The sequence below is a fragment of the Azospirillum canadense genome (assembly GCF_025961225.1).
Lineage (GTDB): Bacteria > Pseudomonadota > Alphaproteobacteria > Azospirillales > Azospirillaceae > Azospirillum > Azospirillum canadense.
Genome location: NZ_JAOQNG010000001.1, coordinates 359,649 through 383,353, shown reverse-complemented (window position 1 = coordinate 383,353; position 23,705 = coordinate 359,649). Strand labels below are relative to the sequence as shown.

19 protein-coding genes are annotated in these 23,705 nt (G+C 69.5%); 11 read left to right on the top strand and 8 right to left on the bottom strand.

The window, feature by feature from the left end; genetic code table 11:
* Nucleotides 1–6: 6 nt before the first annotated feature.
* Both M2351_RS01795 and M2351_RS01790 read right to left on the bottom strand, forming a co-directional pair.
* Complete coding sequence (locus M2351_RS01795) at nt 7–3,729, bottom strand: response regulator (protein WP_264654454.1); 3,723 nt, start codon at nt 3,727–3,729, stop codon at nt 7–9.
* A 192-nt stretch (nt 3,730–3,921) separates the two neighbouring features.
* Nucleotides 3,922–6,459: a hybrid sensor histidine kinase/response regulator gene (locus M2351_RS01790; RefSeq protein WP_264654453.1), complete on the bottom strand. Its 2,538-nt coding sequence runs from the start codon at nt 6,457–6,459 to the stop codon at nt 3,922–3,924.
* Between the two features lie 517 nt (nt 6,460–6,976).
* Between M2351_RS01790 and M2351_RS01785 the strand changes: the two genes are divergently transcribed.
* From M2351_RS01785 to M2351_RS01760, 6 genes are all read left to right on the top strand, one after another.
* Nucleotides 6,977–8,044, top strand: a complete 1,068-nt coding sequence (locus tag M2351_RS01785) for a glycosyltransferase family 2 protein (RefSeq protein ID WP_264654452.1) — start codon at nt 6,977–6,979, stop codon at nt 8,042–8,044.
* The gene (locus tag M2351_RS01780) at nt 8,041–8,487 is read left to right on the top strand and encodes a GtrA family protein (protein WP_264654451.1); all 447 of its coding nucleotides are present in this window, start codon (nt 8,041–8,043) and stop codon (nt 8,485–8,487) included. Before M2351_RS01785 ends, M2351_RS01780 begins: the two co-directional genes overlap by 4 nt.
* A gap of 215 nt (nt 8,488–8,702) precedes the next feature.
* Entirely contained in the window at nt 8,703–9,182 is a 480-nt protein-coding gene (locus M2351_RS01775; protein ID WP_209770171.1) for an Hsp20 family protein, read from the top strand.
* A gap of 58 nt (nt 9,183–9,240) precedes the next feature.
* Nucleotides 9,241–9,492, top strand: a complete 252-nt coding sequence (locus M2351_RS01770) for a DUF1150 domain-containing protein (protein WP_264654450.1) — start codon at nt 9,241–9,243, stop codon at nt 9,490–9,492.
* A 261-nt stretch (nt 9,493–9,753) separates the two neighbouring features.
* Complete coding sequence (locus M2351_RS01765) at nt 9,754–10,812, top strand: hypothetical protein (RefSeq protein ID WP_264656820.1); 1,059 nt, start codon at nt 9,754–9,756, stop codon at nt 10,810–10,812.
* Between the two features lie 11 nt (nt 10,813–10,823).
* On the top strand, nt 10,824–11,264 hold the full coding sequence (locus M2351_RS01760; RefSeq protein ID WP_264654449.1) for a VOC family protein: 441 nt from the start codon (nt 10,824–10,826) through the stop codon (nt 11,262–11,264).
* Here the strand turns inward: M2351_RS01760 and M2351_RS01755 are convergent.
* Nucleotides 11,254–11,658: a DUF2141 domain-containing protein gene (locus tag M2351_RS01755; protein WP_264654448.1), complete on the bottom strand. Its 405-nt coding sequence runs from the start codon at nt 11,656–11,658 to the stop codon at nt 11,254–11,256. The genes M2351_RS01760 and M2351_RS01755 overlap by 11 nt on opposite strands.
* Before the next feature lie 183 nt (nt 11,659–11,841).
* On the opposite strand from M2351_RS01755, the gene M2351_RS01750 reads away from it, so the two are divergent.
* Both M2351_RS01750 and M2351_RS01745 read left to right on the top strand, forming a co-directional pair.
* Nucleotides 11,842–12,729 carry a LytTR family DNA-binding domain-containing protein gene (locus M2351_RS01750; protein ID WP_264654447.1) on the top strand — a complete coding sequence of 296 codons (888 nt, stop codon included), beginning with the start codon at nt 11,842–11,844 and terminating at the stop codon, nt 12,727–12,729.
* 188 nt (nt 12,730–12,917) lie between these two features.
* On the top strand, nt 12,918–14,561 hold the full coding sequence (locus tag M2351_RS01745; RefSeq protein ID WP_264654446.1) for a GGDEF domain-containing protein: 1,644 nt from the start codon (nt 12,918–12,920) through the stop codon (nt 14,559–14,561).
* A 22-nt stretch (nt 14,562–14,583) separates the two neighbouring features.
* Here M2351_RS01745 and M2351_RS01740 read toward each other — a convergent pair whose 3' ends face one another.
* From M2351_RS01740 to acnA, 3 genes are all read right to left on the bottom strand, one after another.
* Nucleotides 14,584–15,075, bottom strand: a complete 492-nt coding sequence (locus M2351_RS01740) for a hypothetical protein (RefSeq protein ID WP_264654445.1) — start codon at nt 15,073–15,075, stop codon at nt 14,584–14,586.
* On the bottom strand, nt 15,072–15,281 hold the full coding sequence (locus M2351_RS01735; protein WP_264654444.1) for a hypothetical protein: 210 nt from the start codon (nt 15,279–15,281) through the stop codon (nt 15,072–15,074). Before M2351_RS01735 ends, M2351_RS01740 begins: the two co-directional genes overlap by 4 nt.
* Before the next feature lie 157 nt (nt 15,282–15,438).
* Nucleotides 15,439–18,129, bottom strand: a complete 2,691-nt coding sequence (gene acnA, locus M2351_RS01730; RefSeq protein ID WP_264654443.1) for an aconitate hydratase AcnA — start codon at nt 18,127–18,129, stop codon at nt 15,439–15,441.
* A gap of 266 nt (nt 18,130–18,395) precedes the next feature.
* On the opposite strand from acnA, the gene M2351_RS01725 reads away from it, so the two are divergent.
* Nucleotides 18,396–19,727 carry an ABC transporter substrate-binding protein gene (locus tag M2351_RS01725; RefSeq protein ID WP_264654442.1) on the top strand — a complete coding sequence of 444 codons (1,332 nt, stop codon included), beginning with the start codon at nt 18,396–18,398 and terminating at the stop codon, nt 19,725–19,727.
* Between the two features lie 17 nt (nt 19,728–19,744).
* Here M2351_RS01725 and M2351_RS01720 read toward each other — a convergent pair whose 3' ends face one another.
* Nucleotides 19,745–20,788, bottom strand: a complete 1,044-nt coding sequence (locus tag M2351_RS01720; RefSeq protein ID WP_264654441.1) for an SAM-dependent methyltransferase — start codon at nt 20,786–20,788, stop codon at nt 19,745–19,747.
* 397 nt (nt 20,789–21,185) lie between these two features.
* Here M2351_RS01720 and M2351_RS01715 point away from each other — a divergent pair, with 397 nt between their 5' ends.
* Together M2351_RS01715 and M2351_RS01710 are read left to right on the top strand one after the other, a co-directional pair.
* Nucleotides 21,186–21,767 carry an NUDIX domain-containing protein gene (locus M2351_RS01715; protein WP_264656819.1) on the top strand — a complete coding sequence of 194 codons (582 nt, stop codon included), beginning with the start codon at nt 21,186–21,188 and terminating at the stop codon, nt 21,765–21,767.
* A gap of 22 nt (nt 21,768–21,789) precedes the next feature.
* Nucleotides 21,790–22,425 (top strand): 3'-5' exonuclease, encoded by a 636-nt coding sequence (locus M2351_RS01710; RefSeq protein ID WP_264654440.1) that lies wholly within the window; start codon nt 21,790–21,792, stop codon nt 22,423–22,425.
* Between the two features lie 111 nt (nt 22,426–22,536).
* On the opposite strand, the gene mtnA is transcribed toward M2351_RS01710, so the two are convergent.
* Nucleotides 22,537–23,640 (bottom strand): S-methyl-5-thioribose-1-phosphate isomerase, encoded by a 1,104-nt coding sequence (gene mtnA / locus M2351_RS01705; RefSeq protein ID WP_264654439.1) that lies wholly within the window; start codon nt 23,638–23,640, stop codon nt 22,537–22,539.
* Between the last annotated feature and the right edge of the window lie 65 nt (nt 23,641–23,705).

Genomic DNA, 23,705 nt, shown 5'->3' with positions numbered 1-23,705 from the left:
GGCGCCTCAGGACGTCGTCAGTTGCAGGCCGAGATCGCCCGCGATGCGCCGCAATATGCCTTGCGCCTTGGCGAAATCCAGGCTGTCCACCGCGCTCGACAGGGCCTTCAGGGTGGTCGGGTCGACGCTGCCGGCCAGGGCCGGGGCCAGCGCCGCAAACTCCTCCGCCGCCGCGAAGTTGCTGTCGCGCAGCAGGTGGCCGAAGCGGTCGAGCATCGGTTCCAGCGCCGCGCGGTCGAGCGTCGCCGCCATGGCCGGCGATGCGCCGGAGACCGCACCGGCCCGGGCGCCGGCGGGCGCGCCGTCATCCGGCCGGGCCAGCCGGGCGGCGGACTCCAGCACCGCGGCCATCTCCGCGCGCAGGATCGGCACCTGGCATTCCGCCGCCGGCGCGTCCCCGTGGTAGGCGGCGATCTGCACCGCGTCGGCGGCTCCGGACAGGCGGCGGGCGCCGATGTTGCCGGCCACGCTTTTCAGCTCGTGCCCCAGGGACTTGGCGCGCGGGAGGTCGCCGACCGCCAGCGCGTCGGCGATGGCGTCGGGCGTCTTGCCGTAGGTCCGGGCGAAGTCGCCGACGAAGCGGCGGAACAGGACCACGTCGTTGTCCAGCCGCTGCAGCGCGTCGCCCGTGTCGATGCCGGGCAGGTCGGGCAGGGAGGCGGCCGACCGCGGAGCCGGCACCGGCCGCCCCTTCCGGCGATCACCAGTCGGACGGCCTCCGATCTGGGGGCCCCCGATCCAACGATCGAGCACGGCGAAAAGCTCGTCCACGTCGATCGGCTTGGCGATGTGGTCGTCCATGCCGCCGTCCAGGCAACGCTGCTTGTCCGACGGCAGGGCGCTGGCGGTCATGGCGATGATGGGAAGGCCGTGCCCGGCCGGCCCGGCGCGCAGCCGGCGCGTCGCCTCGAAACCGTCCATCTCCGGCATCTGCACGTCCATCAGCACGACGTCGAAGGGTGGGTCGGCCTCCTCCACGCGGGTGACGGCCTCGCGGCCGTTTCCGGCCACCGACACGCGAGCGCCGGCGCGCTCCAGGATCTCGCGCGCGACCTCCTGGCTGATGCTGTTGTCCTCGACCAGCAGAAGGCGGCGACCGGCCAAAGGGCGTCCCGTCTGCAGCCGCGGGGCGGGCCCGGCGGGCGGCACGCCGACCGTCTCCGCAACCACTCCGCCGGCGGCACCGTAGGCGTCGGTGACCGCGTCCAGCAGGGCGGAGGCGGTCACCGGCTTCACCAGCGCGCCGCCGAGCCCCAGCGTGTCCGACAGGGTTCCGATCCGCTCGCGCCCGAAGGCGGACACGACGATGATGACAGGCGCCTTGACCAGCCCGTCCTCGCGGATGCGGCGGGTGGTCTCGATGCCGTCCAGGCCCGGCATCTTCCAGTCCATCAGCACGATGTCGTAGGGACGGCCGGCGGCCGTCGCCCGTTCCAGCTCGGCGATGGCCTCGGCGCCCGATTGGCAGACCTCCGCCCGCCAGCCGAAGCTCGACACCAGTTCACCCAGCACGGCGCGGGCGGTCGGGTTGTCGTCCACCACCAGCACCGACAGGCCGCGCGGCACCGGGCGAGCGCGGACCGGACGTTCCGCCGGCACGGTTTCCCGGCCGAACACGGCGGTGAAGTGGAAGTCGCTTCCCTGGCCCGGCTGGCTTTCCACGTCCATGGCGCCGCCCATCAGTGCGACCAGCCGCGTGCAGATGGCCAGCCCCAGGCCGGTGCCGCCGTAGCGCCGGGTGGTCGAGCTGTCGGCTTGGCTGAAGGCCTGGAACAGCCGTTCCCGCTGGGCGGTGTCGATGCCGATGCCGGTGTCGCGGATGGAGAAGGCCAGCACCGCCCGCCCGTCCGTCACCTCCACGGCGCGGACGGACACCACGACCTCCCCCGCCTCGGTGAACTTGATGGCGTTCCCGGCCAGGTTGATGAGCACCTGCTGAAGCCGCAGCGGGTCGCCGACGAGGTCAAGCGGCACCTCCGGCGCCACCGAGAACAGCACCTCGATGTCCTTGTCCTGGGCGGCGGCGCCGAGGATCACGGCCAGGTTCTGCAGCAGGTCGTCCAGGCGGAAGTCCACCCGTTCCAGTTCCAGCTTGCCGGCCTCCACCTTGGAGAAGTCCAAGATGTCGTTCAGGATGCCCAGCAGCGACTGCGCCGAGATGCGGATCTTCTGCGCGTAGTCGCGCTGGCGGGTCGACAGCTCGGTCTGTTGCAGGAGGTGGACGAGCCCGAGGATCGCGTTCATCGGCGTGCGGATCTCGTGGCTCATGTTGGCCAGGAACTCGCTCTTGGCGCGGCTGGCCGCCTCCGCCACCGTCTTGGCCTGGAGCAGGGCCTCCTCCGCGCGCTTGCGCTCGGCGATCTCGTGGAAGACGACGACCGCGCCCTCCACCCGGCTGCCCTCCAGCATGGGGGAGGTGGCGAACTCCACCGGGAAGTTGCTGCCATCCTTGCGCCAGTAGATGTCCTCCAGCCCGCCGCGCGCTTCGCCGGTGCGCAGCACCTCGAACACGGGGCAATCGATGGTCGGGGCCGGGGTGCCGTCGGCGCGCGTGTGGTGGATCAGCAGGTGCAGGCTGCGGCCCAGCATCTCCTCGTTCGTGTAGCCGGTCATCGCGCAGGCGGCGGGGTTGGCGAAGGTGATCCGCTCGTCGCGGTCGACGCCGCAGATGCCCTCCGACGCCGATTGCAGGATCAGGTTCAGCCGCCGGTTCGCCCCGGCGAAGGCCCGGTTGGCCTGCTCCAGGCTGCGCGCGGTGACGTCGAGGTCGGCGTTGGCCTCGGCCAGGCGGCGGCGCCCGACCTCCTCCCGCGCCAGGCTGCGCGCGGCCGCCAGGGCGAGCCCGGCGCTGGAGACGAGAGCCAGCAGCACCAGCATCCCACTGCGCACCGCGCGTTCCCGCCAATCCGCCAGCACCTCGTCCTTGGACGCGCCGACCAGGATCAGCAGCGGCAGGGACGGCACGCGCTGGTAGGAGATGATGCGCTCCACCCCATCCAGGCCCGAGGCCGCGTCGAAGGTGCCGGACGGGGCCTGCCGGACGCGGCCGACAAGGTCCGGGCTGTCGACGCGCCGGCCCGGCTCCACCTCCGGAAAGCGCACGAGCAGCGTGCCGTCCTCGCGGAACAGCGCGACCGCCCCCAGGCGGCCGAGGTCCAGGCTTTCGAAGAAGGAGCGGAAATAGTCCATGTCCACGGCGACGTGGCTGACGCCCTGGAACTGGTCGGGCGTCCCGATGCGCCGGCTGACCGTGAAGGTGGCCTTGCCGGTCAGCCGGCCCTGGATCAGCTCCCCGACGTTGAAGTCGGCACCGTCGCGGTGCGCCCGGAAGTAGGACCGGTTGGCGCTGCTCTGCGGCGGGGCGGGGAACTGGCGGGTGCTGAGCAGCGCCGCCCCGTCCGCGTCGTGGATCCAGATGGAGGCGATTTCCGGCATGTCGTCGGCCATCGTCCGCATTTCCTGCCACATGGCGCGGTCGCGGCCGATGCCGTCCAAACCCCGCTGGCGCACGCGGTCGAGCACGCGCTGGAGGACGAGGTCGCTGGTGGCGACCGTCCGCCGCACATGCTCCTGCATCAGGCGGGCGGCGCTCTCGGTCTTTTCGCGGGCGTGGCGGATCGCCTCGTCGCGGTCGGCCAGGGTGACCGCCGCCCAGAACCCGATGGCGAACAGGGCGATCAGCCCGACGGTGGCCAGCAGCAACGGGCGCAGCCGCGAAGGCGGGGGCACGCAAGGCTCCGCCGCTGCCGGGATTGCATCATCCATTGCCGAAGTCCGTCAGATCCGCACCGGTGTTCGTCAGCTCCCGCACGCCAAAGGCGATGAAGACGCCGCCGGCGGAGAGTATGGAGGCCCCACCCCCGCAACCGCAAGTGACTTCGTCGCTTTGCAGCGCTCTTCTTCGGTTTCCCTCGGTCCGCGTCAGCCTCCGACCGCTTGCGGAGACGGCGGGGCAAGCGCACGGCGGAGCGCCGAGACGCCCGCGGCCGCGGAGGCGGCGACTCGAACCGCCAGCGCCTCGGCCTCGTCCCGGCGGCCGGCGCGGATCGCGGTGTGCAGCTGCCGGGACAGCGCCGACAGCTCCGCCAGCCCGACGTTGGCGGCCAGCGAGATGAGCGCGTGCGCCTCGAAGGCGGCGCCGTCCGGATCGTCGGCCGGGCGCTCCAGCCGGGCGAGACGCCCCGGCAGCTCGGCGAGGAAGCAGTCGACGAGGCGGGCCAGGGCGTCCTCCCCGATATCGCGGCGCATGCTGTGGAGGTGGTCCAGGTCGAGGACCGCCATCAGCGGACCTGGCTGGGGCGGATTCGGAGTGGACGGAATCGCGGCTGGACGCGCCGTCAGGCGGCGGTCGATGGCGTCCAGCAGGGCCGCGCGGTCGATGGGCTTGGCGACGTGCCCGTCCATGCCGGCGGCGACGCAGCGCGCGACCTCCGCCGGCAGGGCGCTGGCGCTCATGGCCAGGATGGGGACGTTCCCCTGCGGCGGGGGCAGCGCCCGGATGGCTTCCGTCGCGGCCAGCCCGTCCATCACCGGCATCTGCACGTCCATCAGGATGAGGTCGTAGCCGCCGCGCGCCACGGCCTCCACCGCTTCCCGCCCGTCGGCCGCCGTGTCCACCCGGTGGCCGACCGCGGCCAGCATGGAAACCGCCAGCTCGCGGTTCATCGGCAGATCCTCGACCAGCAGGATCCGCGCCGGCCTGCGCGGCGCCCGCAGTTCCGGCGCGCAGGGGTTGGCGCGGTCGGCGGGCGGCGCCGAAGCCGGAAGCGTCAGGGTGAACCAGAAGGTGGAGCCGATGCCGGGACGGCTCCGCACCCCGACCTCCCCGCCCATCACCTCGACCAGCCGGCGGCTGATGGCGAGGCCGAGGCCGGTCCCCCCGCGCGAGCGGTCGATCTGGCTGAAGCGCTGGAACAGCTCGCCCTGCCGGTCCTCGGCGATGCCGATCCCGGTGTCCACGACGCTGACCGTCAGGCTCGTCCCGTCGGGGGTGTCCGCCGTCTTCACCACGCTCAGCGCCACGCTGCCGTGCTCGGTGAACTTCACCGCGTTGCCCAGCAGGTTGAGGATCACCTGGCGCAGCCGGTCCGGATCGCCGCGCAGCCAGCCCGGCACGTCCGGCGCCACGGAGACGTGCAGAGCCAGCCCCTTGCGCCCGGCGTCCGGGCGCAGCACCGCCTCGCAGCTGGCGACCAGGTCGCGCAGCGAGAAATCGACGGCGTGCAGGTCGAGCCGCCCGGCCTCGATGCGGGAGAAGTCCAGCACGTCGTCGATCACCGTCAGCAGGAAGCGGCCGGCGTCGCGCACGTGGGTCGCCTGCCGGCGCTGCAAGGGCGACAGCTCGCCGTCGAGCAGGAGTTGGGTGAAGCCCAGGATGCCGTTCAGCGGGGTGCGCATCTCGTGGCTCATGGCGGCCAGGAACTCCGCCTTGGCGCGGCTGGCCTGCTCGGCCTCGACCCGCGCCTGGATCAGCGCCTGTTCGTTGCGCTTGCTGTCCGTGACGTCGAGGATGATGCCGTCCCACACCACCTCCCCCGACTCGCGGCGGTAGACGCGGCTGGTCGCGCGCAGCCAGCGCTCGCTTCCGTCGTCGGCGCGGATCACGCGGAACTCGTGGGTCCAGGGCTCCAGCGTCGTGGCGGACTGCATCACCGACGCCATCAGGCCCGGATAATCGTCCGGGTGGACGCTGGCCTTCAGCAGGGCGACCGTGATCGGGTGGGCTTCCGGAACGCCGAAGACCTGGAAGACGCCGGGGCTGGCATAAGGGTAGACGAGCCGCCCGTCGCTGGTCAGCACCCGCTGGTACACGCCGCCCGGCACGTTCGCGGCGGTCGCGGCGAAGCGTCGCTGGCTCTCCGCCAGCGCCTGGGTGAGGTCCTGCCGCTGCCGCTCCTTGCGCAGCATGGTGCCGAGGATCAGCGTGCCGAGCAGGTTGCCCAGAAGCAAGGGCACCAGCACCGCCCGCAAGGCCTGCCGGCCGAGGTCGTCCGGCAGCAGCGCGAAGCTGGCGGGAGACGCCACCGCCACCGCGACGGCGAGCGCCAACAGGTGGCCGGTGGTGAATTCGCCGCGGCGCCGCGCGATGGCGTGGAAGGCGATGCCGACCAGCGACGCCCCGGCCAGCGACGCCACACCGGCGACGGCGCCGGCTCCGCCCATCCACCAGCGGAAGCCGCCGGCGGCCAGCGCCGCCACGACGCACCCGGCGGGGCCGGCGAAGGGACCGGCCAGCGCCACGATGACGTTGCGCCCGTCGACGAACAGGCCGGGGGCGACGCGGATCGGGTCGACCATGCCGAGGATCGCCGCCCCGCCGAATAGCAGGCCGAGCAGGGCCTGCGCCAGCAGCGACGTCGGCGACGGCGCGCGCGCGCGGATCTGCAGGAACGCCATGACGACCACGGCGAACAGGCCGATGTTCTGCGCCAGGCCGAGCATGAATTCCGTCGTCAGCATGTCCATCCCGGTTACGGCGGGGCCGCCGCTCCTTGGTTTCCGGCACTCTGATGTCCGGCGCTCCGGTTGCCGGCGCTCCGGTTGCCGACAGGGCGCCGTTTGCATCGTGCGACGCAATTTCGCATTTGCGGACAGCGCTTTCCCGGAGGCCCGGAGCCACCGTCCCGGACGACCGGGGCGACGCCGCCCCCGACCCGCCTTTCCTGCAAGGGTCGCGCCGCGGTCCTGGCCTGGAAGAAAGCCGGCCTGGAAGAAAGGATGGAGCGTCGGCGGGGTTTGCCCGGCCGGGGTGCCCCCATCGCGCGCACCATCGTCGGAAAGGCCGGGGATACACCGCACAGCGGGCAGGGCGTCCCCGCCGGAGCGGGGAAGCGGCGCCCCATGACCGGGGTACTCCGGAATTCTGGCGTGGCAAAAGGGCCGGAAATCCCGTTGCGAAGATGGAATGCCGGCGGTACCGCGCCGGCGTCGTCCAACGATGCGCCCTCCTCCACGGGGGGCTCGACGGGAGAAGGACATGCAGCACGCCGTTGCCGGGGGTCCACGACTGTCCGTGGTGGTCCCCTGCTACAACGAAGCCGAAGGAGTCGGTGAACTGCACCGCCGCGTCAGCGCGGCCTGCCGTGCCGAAGTGGGCTCGGATTACGAGCTGGTGCTGGTGGACGACGGGTCGCGGGACGACACCTGGGGCCGCATCGCCGCGCTGGTGCGCGACGATCCGGCGGTCACCGGGGTGCGCCTGTCACGCAACCACGGGCACCAGCTGGCGCTGACCGCCGGCCTGCACGTGTGCCGGGGCGAACGCATCCTGATCATCGACGCCGACCTTCAGGACCCGCCGGAGCTTCTGGGCACGATGATGGCGCGCATGGACGCCGGGGCCGACGTGGTCTACGGCACCCGCACGGCGCGCGACGGCGAGACCTGGTTCAAGAAGGGCACCGCGGCGCTGTTCTACCGGGTGCTCGACCGGCTGGTGGACATCGAGATCCCGAAGGACACCGGCGACTTCCGCCTGATGAGCCGCCGCGCCCTGGAAGTGCTGAACGCCATGCCGGAGCAGCACCGCTTCATCCGCGGCATGGTCAGCTGGATCGGACTGAAGCAGGAGCCCCTGCCCTACGACCGCCAGGCGCGCCTGACCGGGACGACCAAGTACCCGCTCAGCAAGATGATCCGCTTCGCGGTCGACGCGATCACCAGCTTCTCCATCAAGCCGCTGCGCGCCGCCTCCTACATCGGCTTCTTCTTCGCGGTCTGCGCGGTGTTGGCGCTGGGCTACGCCCTGTTCAGCTGGGCGCAGCACGAGACGGTGCCCGGCTGGACCAGCGTCATGGTCGTGACGCTCGTGCTGGGCAGCACGCAGCTGCTGATCCTGGGCGTGCTGGGCGAATATCTCGGCCGGCTCTACATGGAGACCAAGCACCGGCCGCTCTACATCGTGGAGAGCGTCGCCCGCCATCCCGACCTCGCCGGCGCGCCCGTCGCCGGTGCGGTCGTGCCGCCGGTGCCGGTCGGAAACGACATCGGGACCGGTATCGCCGCGGCGGCCGGTGCCTTCTCGCGCATCGAAGCGCGCGGATGAGCGGGCCGGTGCGGCGCAGCCTCCGGACGGCCATACCCTGGACAGCCGTCCGCTTCGCGCTGGTCGGCCTGCTGAACACCGGCGTCGACTTCGCGGTGTTCCTGGCGCTGATGGCGGTGCCCGGCACGCCGGTGCTGCTGGCCAACGCCTGCGGCTATGGCGTCGGCGTGCTGTCGAGCTTCCTGCTGAACCGGAGCTGGACCTTCCGCGTCCGGCGCGACGCCGCCCCGCTGACGCGGCGCCTGCCGGTTTTCCTGGCCTTCAACCTGGTCGGCCTGGCGCTGTCGAGTCTCGTGGTCGGGCTGCTCGTCCCGGCCGTCCACCCGCTGGTCGCCAAGGTCGCCGCCACGGTGGCGACCTTCGCCTGGAACTACTGGTCGAGCCGGCGCTTCGTCTTCACCGCGCCAGCTTCATCTGCGCCGGCCCCGACCACGCCCGCCTGAACTGGACGGGCCTGGAACATCCGATGGAAACGCCCGGGGGCATCGCCTCCGGGCGCGCTTCGTCGTGCATTGCGGCGACACAGCGTCTTGACCGCCGCGCCGCATACCCCAATCTATGATCAGGCGGCGCCGATCCCCCTCGGGCCGCCACGCCAGCCGGGCGCCGGAGACGGGCCCTTATGTGCAACTCGCTCGCCTCTCGAGGAGGATGCGCCGTGACCACACGCCTTTCGCTCTTCAACAGTCCGCTGCTCCTGGGATTCGACCAGTTCGAGCGCACGCTTGACCGCATCGCCAAGAATTCCGCCGAGGGATACCCGCCCTACAACATCGAGCAGATCGGGGACGAAGGGCTGCGCATCACGCTCGCCGTGGCCGGCTTCACCTCCGAAGACCTGTCCGTCCAGATCGAGGACAACCAGCTCGTCATCCGCGGCCGCCAGACCGACGACCGGTCGCGCATCTACCTGCACCGGGGCATCGCCGCGCGCCAGTTCCAGCGCAGCTTCGTCCTGGCGGAGGGGATCGAGGTGGTCGGGGCTTCGCTCGACAACGGGTTGCTCAACATCGACCTGAAGCGCCCGATGCCGGAACCGAAGGTCCGCACCATCAAGATCGAGCAGCCGAGCCAGTCGGCCAGCGGCACGGCGGGACCGCAGACCATCGACGTCGCGCCAGACCGGTCCGAGGGATAGCCGCTCCTAAGGCTCATCCTCATCCATTTCCGTCCGACTCGTCCGAAGGGACAGCATCATGAATTCGCCGAGCACCACCAAGACCGCCACCCTGCACGAGGCGGCCGCCATCCTCCGTCACCTGTCGCCGCAGGACTTCGCGGCCTTCGGCGTCGACCACGTCGCCTACGTCCGCCCCGTGGAGGTGGAGGGCGCGCCCGCCTTCTCCGTCCACGCTGCCGACGGCACGCCCCTGACCGTCCTGCCGGAGCGCGACGTGGCCTTCGCCACCATCCGCCAGAACGACATGGAGCCCCTCAGCGTTCATTGACCAGCGTTCGCGTCCACTGACGCCGCCGCGCTTAACCGAAAGGGCCGGTCCGCCGACGCGGGCCGGCCCTTTTTCATTCGGAGCCACCCGGCGTGACATCGGCGCGTGACATCGGCACCGGACCCGACCGGCGGCCTTGCCTCGTCGGTGAAACAATTTATCTTGGGAGCGAAAAAGAGGTATTTTTTCGGGCTGGCTGTTTCTGGGAGACGACAGGTGGACGACGGTCACGGTGCGGCCGGACAGGGGACGGACGAGGACGTGGCGGAGGCCACCCCCAAGTCCCGCGGCGACGCGTCCCGGCGCAAGGCGTGGGAGGACGAGGCGCGCGACAGCCTGCACATCATGCCGCTGTCCACGATCCCGCTGGAAACGCCCGGTCTTCAGCACGCCCGCCTGATCAAGAACGTCCGCCTGCAGACCGTCGTCGAGATGTTCCACGACGTGCAGACCGGCAGCGGCCAGATTGCACCGCGCAACGTCGCCGTCTATTTCGAATCCTACAAGGACGAGGTGGAACGCGACCTCGTGAAGATCGAGAAGATCGCCGCCGCCTCCAGCTTCGACGTCTACACCTCCCGCATCGAGCTGCGCCGGCTGAACATCGACGTCAACAACGTCCAGTCGCTGACCTTGTCCGACAAGAAGAAGAAGGAACTGACCAACTACATGCGCGTCTTCACGCGCCCGCTGGTCGAGCACGTCTACGGGTCGGTGGACATGCAGGTGCAGGATGTCACCGACATCATCGCCATGTTCGCCAACCCCAACCGGGAAGAGGCGCTGCGCAACCTGCGCATGATGGCCGACCGGCTGGACATCGAGCTTCACGAGATCCCGAAGTTCCTGGAGGAATACGGCGACGTCTTCCTGTCGCTGGCCTATTTCAAGAAATGCCTGGACGACATCGTCCCGGAGATCCAGAAATTCCTGTCCTGGATGGCCGAGATCCGCAACTCCATCGAGGTCAAGCGCGACGCCCGGCAGATGCGCATGCTGGACGAGATCTCCCGCGACCTGACCGACATCTCCACCTCCATCACTGGGCGGTTTGAAAGCTTCGACAACCGGTCCAAGGACTTCTGGCGCGACATCAACGCCGAGACCTTCCATTCCATCCGGGAGCTGATCGCGTCGCACCACGTCACCATCGGCGGCGTGCTGTGCGGGCTGGCGGTGAAGATGGACCTGTGGAAGGCGCGCTTCGCCCGCGGCGGCGGCGGCCCCAACCGCCGCATGGAGTTCGTGAAATCGGAAATCCTGCCCGGCCTGTCCCACATCAAGACCCTGGAACAGTCCGCCCGCACCAGCGCCGTATGAGGACAGGCCCCGTGACGAGCTTCGACCATGTGAACATCAGCGTGCGCGACCTGGACCGCGCCATCCGTTTCTACGGCGAAACCTTCGGCCTGACGCTGATGCTGCGCCAGACGCTGTCCGGCGACTGGTTCGACGCCATCCGCGGCACCCATGGCGCCGTGGCCGACTGCGCGATCCTGGTCAACGCGGACCACAGCCTGCGCATCGAGATGCTGTCGTTCCCGACGCAGCAACCCGGCCCGGGCGGGATAGACGATGTCGGCATTGGGCATTTCGCCATCACCGTGGACGACATCGACGCGGTGCGGGAACGCGCCATCCGCGCCGGCGCCACGCCGGTGGGCGCCGTGGTGGAGGTTCCCCGCTCCATCCTGCCCAAGGGCAAGCGCATGTGCTACCTGCGCGACCCGGACGGCATCCTGCTGGAATTGGCCCAGCGGCTCAGTCCGTGAGTGTGGCGGTCGTGGTCGTGGGGGCCGCCCCCTCCACCGTCACGGCCAGCGCGTCGAAGCCGGGCGGGCCGAAGGCGCCGGACTTGGCGTCGCGGCTGAAGCCGTAGGGCTCCGTCGGGATGCCCAGCATGGATTTGCCAAGCGTCGAGTCGCCGTCCAGATCCTGGAAAACCGCCAGACCATAGCGCCCCGGCGCCAACCCGCTGAACAAGACCGTGACCTCCGGCCCTGCCGGATCGACGATTTGCCCGGCGAAACGGCGGTCCGCCTTGTAGGACTCCGCGCTTTCGTACAAGGCCACCCACAGCTTGCCCTGTTGGGGCTTGACGTTCCGAACGGTTGCGCGAAGCTCCCCCGCGTCGGCGCCCGCCGCCGTACACACCGACGCGAGCATCGCGAGGGCCGGTGCTATCCAAAACAGCGTCCTCCAACCTTGGAACGTCCAACTTGCGGTCTTCATCCTTGCCCCCAGAGTCATGGTTCGGTCGATCGATCGCCTTCCTTTGCCGGACGGCGGCGGTCGCGCGCCACGACCGATGCGGGATCGGCGGGGGCCGCCTTCGCGGAATGCAGGGCCATGCTGTTCACGATGCGTGAAACGCCGGGACCGGACGGAACGGGCTCCCCCGAGCTTGGCCGGCCCCGTCTCCACTTCGGGCACCGGCTGCTGCGCCAGCGCCTGCTGGTGTTCCTGGCGACGGTGGCCGTCCTGGTCGTGCTCGGTCCCTTCGGGACCTTCCGCGAGCTGACGCTGGCACAGAGGCTGGCCTATTGGGGCGGGCTGATCGGATTCGGCAGCATCGCCTTCGAACTGCTGACCTACGCCGCCCTCCGCCTGCTGAAGGACCGGGCCAGGGCATGGCTGCCCATATTGGCCGGCGTGGCGGCGGTGACCGTGCTCTTGGTCACCCTGGCCGTCGCCCTGCTGGAATGGTCGGTGCGCGGCCACGACTTCCTGCACCCGCTGGGATTGGCCGAGCTGCTGGTCTACGTCACCGTCGTCACCGCGCTTGCGTCCGCCGTCCCGCTTTGGATGGAGTTGCATGGGCGTGGGTTCCCGGCCCCACACGCAACGGCCTCCGGCGCGGTTCCCACCCCGCCGGCCGCGGCCCCACAGGCTTGGCTTCCACCGGCGGAGCCCCCCTTCTTCGCCCGGCTTCCGGTGAGGCTCGGCCGCGACCTGCTGGCGCTGGAGATGGAGGACCATTACGTCCGCGTCCACACGGCGGAAGGGAGCGACCTGATCCTGATGCGCCTGCGCGACGCGATCGCCGAGTTGTCCGGGCTGGATGGCCGGCAGGTGCACCGCTCCTACTGGGTTTCGGCGGCGGCCGTCGGCGGCGTGGAGCGCAAGTCCGACGGCAAGCTGACGCTGGTGCTGCGCAATGGGTTGCGCGTTCCGGTCAGCCGCAGCTTCGCCGCGGAGGTGCGGGCGGCCGGCTGGGCGGAAAAATCCGGCGGCTGACGCAATACAGCAACCGAATGTTGAGAAATCGGGTGTTTTCCGGTCGCCGTGAACACCGCCGGTCGACAATCTCCGGTATGATGGTTCGGCAAGCCTATGAACCAAGCCAGAATTGACATTGTTTGTTGTCGCATTGATGCTTGGGATTGAGACAACTTTGACGTTTTTCTGACCGTCGGGACGTGTGGATGGTGACTGGCATCGCCCAGAAACTGAGTCGCCATGGCTCCAGCATCGCGTTTCGAGTCGTTGCGGTCGGCATGGCGTTGGTGATCTTCGGCGCCGTCGTGCGGATCGTCTTCCTGTCCTCCTTCTTCAAGGACAAGGTCGAGGACCTGTCGGCCGGCCACCAGATGTCCATCGCCACCTACGTCGCGCACGACATCGACGAGAAGTTCAAGGCGCGGTTAGACCTGCTGCAACGCTCCGTCGCCGCCATGCCTCGCCGCCTGCTGTCGGACCCGGCCGGCCTGACGGCGTGGCTGGCCGAACGGCAGGACGCGTCGGCGCTGTTTTCCAAGGGCATGGCGGTGCTGCCGCTGGACGGCAAGGGGGTGATCGCGGAATACCCGCCGGTGCCCGGCCGCAGCGGCGTCGACAATTCCGCCAAGGATTGGTTCCTGGCCGCCCGCGACGGCCGGGCGCCCGCCATCGGCCGGCCGGCGCGCAGCGTGCTGAGCGGGGAACCGGTCATCATCATGGCCGCCCCGGTGCCAGGACCCGACGGGGCGCCGGTGGCGATCCTGGCCGGAGGCACCGCGCTGATGGCGCCGGGCTTCCTCAACCTCGTCCAGGAGAACCGGATCGGCCGCACCGGCGGGTTCCTGCTGGTGTCGCCGCGCGACAAGCTGTTCGTCGCCGCCAACAAGCCCGACATGGTCCTGTCCAGCACGCCGCCGACCGGCGTGAACCTGCTGCACGACCGGGCGATGGCGGGGTACCGGGGCACCGGCATCACGGTCAACGCCGCCGGGGAGGAGGAGCTGTCGGCCATCGCCTCGGTCCCCACGCCGGGCTGGTTCATCGTCGCCCGCCTGCCGACGGCGGAGGCCTTCCAGTCGGTCGAGGACGTCCGGCACCTGGTCGCGGCGGTCAGCGCGATCACGCTGGTGGTCATGACGGTGCTGGTGACCCTGATCATCCGCTTCATCCTCCGCCCCCTCAGCGAGGCGGCGCGGCGCATGCACATGATGGCCGACGGCGCCATCCCGCTGGCCCCGCTGCCCATCCGACGGCGGGACGAGGTCGGCGATCTGGCGCTGGGCTTCAATTACCTGCTGGGCAAGCTGCGTGAGCAGGAGGCCGCGCTGCGGGAGAGCGAAGCGCGCATGGCGCACATCGCCCACCACGACGCCCTGACCGGCCTGCCCAACCGCGCAATGTTCCAGGAGCTGCTGCGCCAGGCGATCGCGCGGGCGGATCGCAACGGCCGTCCGTTCGCCCTGCTCTACATCGACCTGAACGGCTTCAAGCCGATCAACGACACGCTCGGCCACGGCGCCGGCGACGAGGTGCTGCGGCAGGTGGCGCGCCGCCTGATCGGCGTGCTGCGCAGCGCCGACACCGTCGCCCGCATCGGCGGCGACGAGTTCGCCATCCTATTGATGGAACAGGAGGACGCCCGGGCCGCCAGCGAACTGGTCGCCCGCAAATGCGGCGACGCCGTCTCCGCCCCCATGGAGGTGGAAGGGACATGCGTGACGGTCGGCCTGTCGGTCGGCATCGCCCTCTACCCCGAAGACGGCCTGACCGCCCGCGACCTGCTGATCCACGCCGACCAGGCGATGTACGCGGTCAAACGGTCGACGGGGGCGCTGGCGCGGGTGACGTAGGGACGATGTGAAACGCGCTTGGCTATCCAGCCGGCTCGACCACGAATGCGTCGAAGAACAGGCCAGCGGTTTCCTGATTGGCGTGGCGCCGGCTCAACTGGTAGCTCAGTTCCAGGATGTTCTTTTCCGGAACGCCGCGCTGCACGAACAGCTTCCGCACAAGCAGCGTCGCCGCCAGCTCCTGAACCAGATGAAAGTTGCTGTTGGCCCAACCGTCTTCGCGGAAATGCACGATCTTGAACCGGCTGAGGCGGAAGGCCAGCACGCCGGCGATCTTGCCCTGGGAGATTCCCCGCGTCGGTGACCGGCGCGCGAGCATTGCGCGCAGATCGATTTCCGACTCTTCCACAGCCATCGCCAGTTCGCGCTCGCTGTATTCCAGATGCTTGTGAGGCACACGGAACACGTCGCAGGCTTTGAGCAGATAGGACACGTATTCCGAAAAGATGCGGTGCCGTGCTTCGTCGGAAAACGCGAACCCGGAACGCTCCGGCGCGGCCGATGAACCGGTCATTCGGCGTCGATGCCCAGGATGCGTTGATAGGCCTTGATGTCCACGACGTCGGCGGGCGCGCTGCGGACCAGTTGGTCCAGCTCCTCCGTCGTGCGGATGCCATGGTTGAGGCTGACTTCGCAACGGCTGCCGCGATAGTTCATCATCCTCTGAACGGAAGCTTGCAGCGCTTCGGGGTTGTCGATGATGTCTTGCAGGTTCGGCATCGGATGCTCAACACGCGCAGAGGATCGGAGAGTCAACGCGGCCGGGGATGGTCTCCCCGGCCGCGTCTTCAATCCTAAGGCCACTGGGCCGCTTCCGTCAAGACTTGGAAAGCGATCCTTTCATTTTGCCGCAGCGCTTCAAGTGTGTGCGAAGAGTCTACGCCGCCAAGTTCCGCAACACGTAGTTCAGCACGCCACCGTTCTTGTAATATTCGACCTCATCGACCGTGTCGATGCGCAGCAGCAGCGTCACTTTCTGCGTCTCGCCATTGGAACGCGTGATGGTCATGGTCACGTCCTTGCGCGGGCGCAGGTCCTGCTCGATGCCGTCGATGTCGAAGGTCTCCGTGCCGTCGAGCTTCAGGTCGTTGCGGGTCAGGCCGTCCTTGAACTGGAGCGGCAGGATGCCCATCCCGACCAGGTTGGAGCGGTGGATGCGCTCGAAGCTCTCGGCGATGACGGCGCGGATGCCCAGCAGCTTGGTGCCCTTGGCCGCCCAGTCACGGCTGGAGCCGGTGCCGTACTCCTTGCCGGCGATCACCACCAGCGGCACGCCTTCCTGGGCGTAGCGCATGGCCGCCGTGTAGATCGGCAGCCGCTCGCCGGAGGGGAAATGCTTGGTCTCGCCGCCTTCCACGCCCGGCAGCATCTCGTTGCGGATGCGGATGTTGGCGAAGGTGCCGCGCATCATCACTTCGTGGTTGCCGCGCCGCGCGCCGTAGGAGTTGAAATCCTGCGGGCGCACCTGATGGCTCAACAGATACTCGCCGGCCGGGGCCGTCTTCTTGATGGAGCCGGCGGGGGAGATGTGGTCGGTGGTGATGCTGTCGCCCAGCACGGCCAGCGCCCGCGCGCCCCGCACGTCCGACACCGGGGCCGGGGTCTTCGGCATGTCCGCGAAGAAGGGCGGCAGCTTCACGTAGGTGGAGCCCGCCAGCCACTGGTAGGTCTGGCCCTCCGCCGTCTGGATGCCGCGCCACTGGGCCGGCCCTTCGAACACGTTGCCGTAGCGGCTGCGGAACATCTCCGCCGAGAGGGAGGCGTTGATGGCGTCCTGCACCTCCTGGTTCGACGGCCAGATGTCCTTCAGGTAGACGGGCTGGCCGTCGCTGCCGGTGCCCAGCGGGTCCTTGGTCAGGTCGATCTTCATGTTGCCGGCCAGCGCGTAGGCGACGCACAGAGGCGGGGAGGCCAGATAGTTCGCCCGCGTGTGCGGGTTCACGCGGCCTTCGAAGTTGCGGTTGCCCGACAGCACGGCGGCGACCACGAGGTTGCCCTCCTCCACCGCCGCGGCGATCGGGTCGGGCAGCGGGCCGCTGTTGCCGATGCAGGTCGTGCAGCCGTAGCCGACGATGTTGAAGCCCAGCTGGTCCAGGTACGGCTGCAAGCCGGCCTTGGCCAGATAGTCGGTCACCACCTGCGATCCCGGCGCCAGCGAGGTCTTCACCCAAGGCTTGGTGGTCAGCCCCTTCTCCACCGCCTTGCGGGCCAGCAGGCCGGCGGCGACCAGCACCGCGGGGTTGGAGGTGTTGGTGCAGGACGTGATGGCGGCGATCACCACCGCGCCCTGGTCGAGGGCGTAGTCGGCGCCCTTCACCGCGACGGACCGGTTGGCATCGTCCGCCTTGAAGGCGCCCACCAGGTCACCGCCGAAGCTTTGGGAGGCCTGGGACAGCGGCACGCGGTCCTGCGGGCGCTTCGGGCCGGCCAGCGACGGCTCCACCGTCGTCATGTCCAGTTCCAGCGTGTCGGTGAAGACCGGGTCCGGCGTGCTGGTGTCGCGCCACATGCCCTGGGCCTTGGCGTAGGCCTCGACCAGGGCCACGCGGTCGGAATCGCGGCCGGTGAAGGTCAGGTACTTGATGGTTTCCGAATCGATCGGGAAGATGCCGCAGGTGGCGCCGTATTCCGGGGCCATGTTGCCGATGGTCGCGCGGTCTGCCAGCGTCAGGTGGTCGAGGCCCGGCCCGTAGAACTCCACGAACTTGCCGACCACGCCCTTCTTGCGCAGCATCTGCGTGACGGTCAGCACGAGGTCGGTCGCGGTGGTCCCCTCTTTCAGGCGGCCGGTCAGCTTGAAGCCGACGACCTCCGGGATCAGCATGGAGATGGGCTGGCCGAGCATGGCCGCCTCCGCCTCGATGCCGCCGACGCCCCAGCCCAGCACACCCAGGCCGTTCACCATGGTGGTGTGGCTGTCGGTGCCGACCAGCGTGTCGGGGTAGGCCACCAACTTGCCGGCCGGATCCGTGTCGGTCCACACGCCCTGCGCCAGATACTCGACGTTCACCTGGTGGCAGATGCCGGTGCCCGGCGGCACGACGCGGAAGTTGTTGAAGGCCTTCTGGCCCCAGCGCAGGAAGGCGTAGCGCTCCAGGTTGCGCTCGAACTCAAGCTCGACGTTCTTCTCGAAGGCGGCGGCGTCGCCGAAATAATCGACCATCACCGAGTGGTCGATGACCAGGTCCACCGGCACCAGCGGGTTGATCTTCTTCGGGTCACCGCCCAGCGTCGCCATCGCCTCGCGCATCGCGGCGAGGTCGCAGACGGCGGGCACGCCGGTGAAGTCCTGCATCAGCACGCGCGCCGGGCGGTAGGCGATCTCGCGGTCCGACCTCTTGTCCTGCAGCCACTTGGCCACCGCTTTCACGTCGTCCACCGACACGGTGCGCCCGTCCTCGAAGCGCAGCAGATTCTCCAGCAGCACCTTCATCGAATAAGGAAGGCGGGACAGGTCGCCGAGCCCGGAATCCTCCGCGGCCTTGATGCTGAAGTAGTCGTAGCTCTTGCCGCCGACGGACAGGGAGCGACGGGTTTTCAACGTGTCCTGACCGGTGAACGTGGTCACGGTACCCCTCCTATGGCTCGTTGGGCCTTTGGTTCATTTTTGTGCGGCGGCCGGCGGGCGCATTGGTTTGTGCAGCGCCCGGCGGGCGCATTGGCCGCCGCAAGTCTCAAGCGCCTGATTTAGTGCCTGTGCCGTAGCCCTTCAAAGGGCCGGAAACCGAAGAGGTAGGAGGACCGCTCTATTCGTACTAAAAGCCCCCAATTCATACTAAAATGGGCCCATACTAAAATGGGCCTAACTAAAACCGGACGGGGCGGGGGAACAGCATGGGGACGCGCGCGCACTGCCTGACCGGCCTGCTGGCGGCCCTGTTCCTCCTGGCGCCGCTTGGCACCACCACCGCTGCGGACATTCCCCCGGATGCGCAGTTCTTCCCGCACCTCGTCTACCGCACCGGCCCCTACGCGCCCTACGGCATTCCCTTCGCAGACGGGGTGGCCGACTACATCGCCCTGGTCAACCAGCGCGACGGCGGCATCGGCGGCGTGCCGATCGCGCTGGAGGAGTGCGACACCGGCTACATCACAGACCGGGGCGTGGACTGCTACGAGCGGCTGAAGGCCAAGGGGCCGACCGGCGCGGCGGCCGTGCTGTCCCTGTCCACCGGCATCACCAACGCCCTGGTCGAACGCAGCGCGACCGACCGCATCCCGGTCTTCGCCTCCGGCTATGGGCGGGCCGACCTGTCGGACGGGCGGGTCTTCGCCTTTGCCGTCAACGCCCCGGCCAGCTATTGGACGGGCGTCGACGCCGCCGTCAGCTACATCGCCACGCAGCTCGGCGGGACCGAGCAGCTGCGTGGGCGCCGGATCGCCTACCTCTACCACGACAGCGCCTTCGGCAAGGAGCCGCTGCCGATGCTGGAGGCCCTGCGCGCCCGCTTCGGGTTCGAGATGCGCAGCTACCCCGTCGCCCCGCCGGGGCTGGACCAGAAGGCGGTCTGGATGCAGATCGCCCGGCAATACCGCCCGGACTACGTCGTCCTGTGGGGCTGGGGTGTGCAGAACTCCACCGCCCTGCGCGAGGCGGCGGCGGCCGGCTTCCCGGCCGACCGCATGATCGGGGTCTGGTGGGCCGGGTCGGAGCAGGACGTGGTCCCGGTCGGCCCCGCCGCCGTCGGCTACAAGGCCATCGCCTTCCATGCGGCCGGTGCCGACCACCCGGTGATCCGCGCCATCAAGGCCCAGGTCCTCGCCCGCGGGCTGGGCGCCGGCGACCCCGCGCAGGTCGGCACGGTTCTGTACAACCGGGGCGTCTTCAACGCCGCGGTGCTGGTCGAGGCCATCCGCACCGCGCAAGGCCAGCACGGGCGCAAGCCACTGACCGGCGCGCAGGTCGCCTGGGGCTTCGACCACCTGGACCTGACCGCGGAACGTCTGGCCGCGCTCGGCCTGGACGGCTTCATGCTGCCGCTGCGCACGACCTGCGCCGACCATGAGGGCATGACGCCCCTGTGGGTGCAGCAGTGGGATGGCCGGCGCTGGCGCGTCGTCTCCGACCGCATCGAACCGCGCCGCGCCCTGATCCGGGGGCTGGTCGAAGACTCCGCCCGCAAGTTCGCCGCCGAGCGGAAGGTGGTGGTGCGGGCTTGTTCGTGACGACCCGGACGGCCCAATCACGCCGGGCGCATGGCGACGTAGCGGCAGAAGCGCAGGCCGTTGCCGAGCACACGCAGCCGGGCCCACCACAAGGCCAGTTCGCGGCCGAGCGCCTTCAGCAGGCGGGCGTCGGGGATCGCGACCGTCAGCGCCTCGCCCAGTCGGCGGACGCGGTCCACCACCTGCCGGCGGTGCAGCTGCGTCAGATCCTCGGTGATGCGGACGTCCAGGTTGCGCTGGATCAGCTCGTCCGCCATCCGCGCCGTGGACCAGGGGTAGACCTCCATGGGCTCCGCGTCGCGCCAGCCGTTCCAGTGGTCCCAGCTGTTGGGCGTGCCCTCGATCACGTAATCGAACAGCAGAACGCCCCCCTTGGGCTTCACGCACTCGCAGACGCGGTCGAGGAACACCTCCTTGTCGCGCACCCGGTGCAGCAGCCGGTCGGCCATCACGAGGTCGAAAGAGCCCGCCTGGTTGAAATGCTCCGGGTCGTAGTGGCCGATAGGCGCCTTCTTCGACAATCCCAGCGCCTTCGACCGGTCCATGCCCAGCTTCGCCAGCAGCGGCGAGCTTTCCAGCCCGGTGACCCAGGTGTCGTAGCTGCCGACGATTCCGCGCGCGGCCCCGCCGAGCCCGGCGCTCAGGTCCAGCACGCTCTTGGCCGGGTTCAACCCGAAGGGGCGGACGGCGTCGACCATCCACTGGGCGTCGCCCGGGCCGACGGCGTCGTCGCCCCAGAGCATCTGCGCCCCCTCGCTGCGGGCCACGGACCAGACCGGCTCGCCTTGTCGGTCGAGTTGCAACGTCTCCAGCCGCTCCAACTCCGGGTTCGCGGCCGTGTCCGGGCTGTCGGGCGGAGGTCCGCCGGCCGCGGCACCGGCGGGAGCGGCGCCGATGCTCTCGACCGGACCGGGAAGCGAGCGCCGGGCGATGGCGGCGGCCTGGGACGCGCGGGCCAGGGCGGACAGGTCATAGCCTTCCCACCAGGCGGCGACCTTCGTCCGCCAGTCCGGATGGCGCCAATCCGTGTTGCGCCAGCGCTCCCGCTCCCGAAGGTCCAAGCCGGCCCTCCACACCACCCGCATGGCATTTTAGCGAAATGCGGTTATCAATCCCTGCAAATCGCGATTACCTCTCAATATAGAGGTATTCCCCAACATTCCGCCTGTCAAGAAACTGATCTTTGCATAAGTTGTAACAAAATATCACATCACGAATGTCTTCGATAAACCGCAAATTTTACGAAATGTATCCTGAACGGACCCGGCCGTCCCGACCGTTCGCGCGGCTTTTTGTTGGCGTAGAAAAACCGGTCGGGCGGCGGGACATCGCGGTGATCGCGGGGGCGGACGTCGGCCCCGCGTTGCAGCATCGCCGGTCGCACCCTATAGTTCGTCTGGCCTCAACCCCGCCCCACCCCGCCCCGCCCCACCCCGATGGAGTTTCGGCGTGCCGCACATGACCGGCAATCCCTGGACCGTCCTGAACACCAAACCGATCTACGAGAATCCTTGGATGAAGGTCGTCGAGCACGATGTCCTGACCCCGAAGGGCAGCCCCGGCATCTACGGCGTCATGCACGCGCAGCACCTCGCGACCGGGATCGTCCCGATCGACGACCACGGCTGCGTGACCCTGGTCGGCCAATACCGCTTCCCGCTGAAGCAGTACAGCTGGGAAATCCCGGAGGGCGGCGGCAAGAAGGGCGTCGACCCGCTGTTGTCGGCCCAGCGCGAGCTGGTCGAGGAGACGGGGCAGACGGCGCGCCATTGGCTGCCGATCCTGACGCTGCACCTGTCGAACAGCATCACCGACGAGACCGCCTATTGCTTCCTGGCCTGGGGCCTGGAGCAGGGCGCCTCCTGCCCGGACGAGACGGAGGTCCTGCAGCTGCGCCGCGTGCCCTTCGCCGAAGCCTACGACATGGCCAAGAGCGGCGGGATCACCGACGCGATCGCCGTGGCCAGCCTGCTGCGCGTCCGCCTGCTCGCCTTGGACGGGGACCTGCCGGACGACGTCACCCGGCTGATCCTGGGCTGACGGGGGATCGATGCGGTATCCCATGCCCCCCGCCGGACTCCATGCGGTCGCGATCGACTTCGAAACCGCCAACGAGCAACGCACCAGCGCCTGCTCCATCGGCGTGGCCTGGATCGAGGACGGCCGGGTCGTGGAGACGGAAGAGCATCTGATCCGCCCGCGGGAGATGCGCTTCAACCCCTTCAACACCGCCGTCCACGGGCTGCGCGCCGAGGATGTCGCCGACGCGCCGGAATTCCCGGAGGTGTGGGCGCGCTTCGGCCAGCGGCTGGAGGGGCGGCTGGTGCTGGCCCACAACGCCTCCTTCGACCTCAGCGTCCTGCGCCATACCCTGACCGACTATGGGTTGGACTGGCCGGTTTGCTCCTACCTGTGCACGGTGACGCTGTCGCGGAAGGCCTGGCCCCATCTGGCCGCGCACAAGCTGAACTACCTGGCGGAATTCCTGGGCATCGCGCTCGACCATCACCGCGCCGGCAGCGACGCCGAGGCCTGCGGCCGCATCGCGCTCGCCGCCGTCCGGGCGCTGGGGCTGGAGCATCTGGGGGAAATCGCCGGGGCGACCGGCATCACGCTCGGCCAGCTGGCCCCCGATGGCTACACCCCCTGCAAGGGCGGCAACCCGCCACGGCGGCGGAGGCTGGAGCCGGTGGGGTGAGACCACCTTGCCCCCTCCCTCCCCCGCTTCGCGGGAGAGGGAAGATTCGCAACGCGGCGGCAGTCCCCTCTCCCGCTGAAAGCGGGGGAGGGTTAGGGAGGGGGCAATAAGTTAAGCCACCGCGCGCTGCTCCGGAAACAGCCCCAGCAGCCCAGCTTCCGTTGCCGGACACACGCCGCGCTCCGTCACCAGCCCCGTCACCAGACGGGCCGGGGTCACGTCGAAGCCGTAGTTGGCGGCCGGGCTGCCGGCGGGGGTAACGCGGATCGTTTCGATCCGGCCGTCAGCGGTGATGCCCGTCAGCTCGGTCACCTCGCGCGGGTCGCGCTCCTCGATGGGGATTTCCTTCACGCCGTCGGCCATGCCCCAGTCGATGGTCGGCGATGGCAGCGCCACGTAGAAGGGCACGCCGTTGTCGTGGGCGGCCAGCGCCTTCAGGTAGGTGCCGATCTTGTTGCAGACGTCGCCGGTCGCCGTCGTGCGGTCGGTGCCGACGATGCACAGGTCGACCATGCCATGCTGCATCAGGTGGCCGCCGACGTTGTCCACGATCACCGTGTGCGGCACGCCGTGGTGGTTCAGCTCCCATGCGGTCAGGCTGGCGCCCTGGTTGCGCGGGCGCGTCTCGTCCACCCAGACGTGGAGATTGATGCCCTCTTCGAAAGCGACGTAGATCGGGGCCAGTGCGGTGCCCCAGTCCACGGTGGCGAGCCAGCCGGCGTTGCAGTGGGTCAGCACGTTGACCGGCTCGCCGGGCTTCTTGCCCCGCGCCACCTGCCGGATCAGCGCGGCGCCGTGCTCCCCGATGGAGCGGTTGATGGCGACGTCCTCGTCGGCGACGGCCGCCGCCTCGGCGTAGGCGGCGGCGGCGCGCTCCGCCGGGGGCAGGGCCGACAGATGGCGGCGCATGCGCTCCAGCGCCCAGCGCAGGTTCACCGCGGTCGGGCGGGTCGCCAGCAGCAGCGTGCAGGCCTGCTCCAGCGCCGCATCGGACGGGTCGGCCCGCAAGGCCAGCGCAACGCCGTAGGCGGCGGTGGCGCCGATCAGGGGCGCGCCGCGCACCAGCATGGCGCGGATGGCGTGTGCCGCCGCCTCCAGGCTGGTCAGGCGCGCCACGGCGAAGTCGTGCGGCGCCTTCGTCTGGTCGATGATGTCGACCGACCAGCCGTCCTTGGCCAGCCAGATGGTCCGGTAGGCAACGCCGTCGATCTTCATGGGCCCGTCCTCCTGACGCACGGTGCGCGCCGCGTCACACCGTTTCGGCGTCGACAATAGGCGGC

Coding starts and splice junctions, on each gene's coding strand:
- M2351_RS01790 (WP_264654453.1), bottom strand. CDS start 6,459: ATGCTGACGACGGAATTCATGCTCGGCCTGGCGCAGAACATCGGCCTG.
- M2351_RS01785 (WP_264654452.1), top strand. CDS start 6,977: ATGCAGCACGCCGTTGCCGGGGGTCCACGACTGTCCGTGGTGGTCCCC.
- M2351_RS01780 (WP_264654451.1), top strand. CDS start 8,041: ATGAGCGGGCCGGTGCGGCGCAGCCTCCGGACGGCCATACCCTGGACA.
- M2351_RS01770 (WP_264654450.1), top strand. CDS start 9,241: ATGAATTCGCCGAGCACCACCAAGACCGCCACCCTGCACGAGGCGGCC.
- M2351_RS01755 (WP_264654448.1), bottom strand. CDS start 11,658: ATGCTCGCGTCGGTGTGTACGGCGGCGGGCGCCGACGCGGGGGAGCTT.
- M2351_RS01750 (WP_264654447.1), top strand. CDS start 11,842: ATGCTGTTCACGATGCGTGAAACGCCGGGACCGGACGGAACGGGCTCC.
- M2351_RS01745 (WP_264654446.1), top strand. CDS start 12,918: ATGGTGACTGGCATCGCCCAGAAACTGAGTCGCCATGGCTCCAGCATC.
- M2351_RS01740 (WP_264654445.1), bottom strand. CDS start 15,075: ATGACCGGTTCATCGGCCGCGCCGGAGCGTTCCGGGTTCGCGTTTTCC.
- M2351_RS01735 (WP_264654444.1), bottom strand. CDS start 15,281: ATGCCGAACCTGCAAGACATCATCGACAACCCCGAAGCGCTGCAAGCT.
- M2351_RS01725 (WP_264654442.1), top strand. CDS start 18,396: ATGGGGACGCGCGCGCACTGCCTGACCGGCCTGCTGGCGGCCCTGTTC.
- M2351_RS01715 (WP_264656819.1), top strand. CDS start 21,186: ATGACCGGCAATCCCTGGACCGTCCTGAACACCAAACCGATCTACGAG.
- M2351_RS01710 (WP_264654440.1), top strand. CDS start 21,790: ATGCCCCCCGCCGGACTCCATGCGGTCGCGATCGACTTCGAAACCGCC.
- mtnA (WP_264654439.1), bottom strand. CDS start 23,640: ATGAAGATCGACGGCGTTGCCTACCGGACCATCTGGCTGGCCAAGGAC.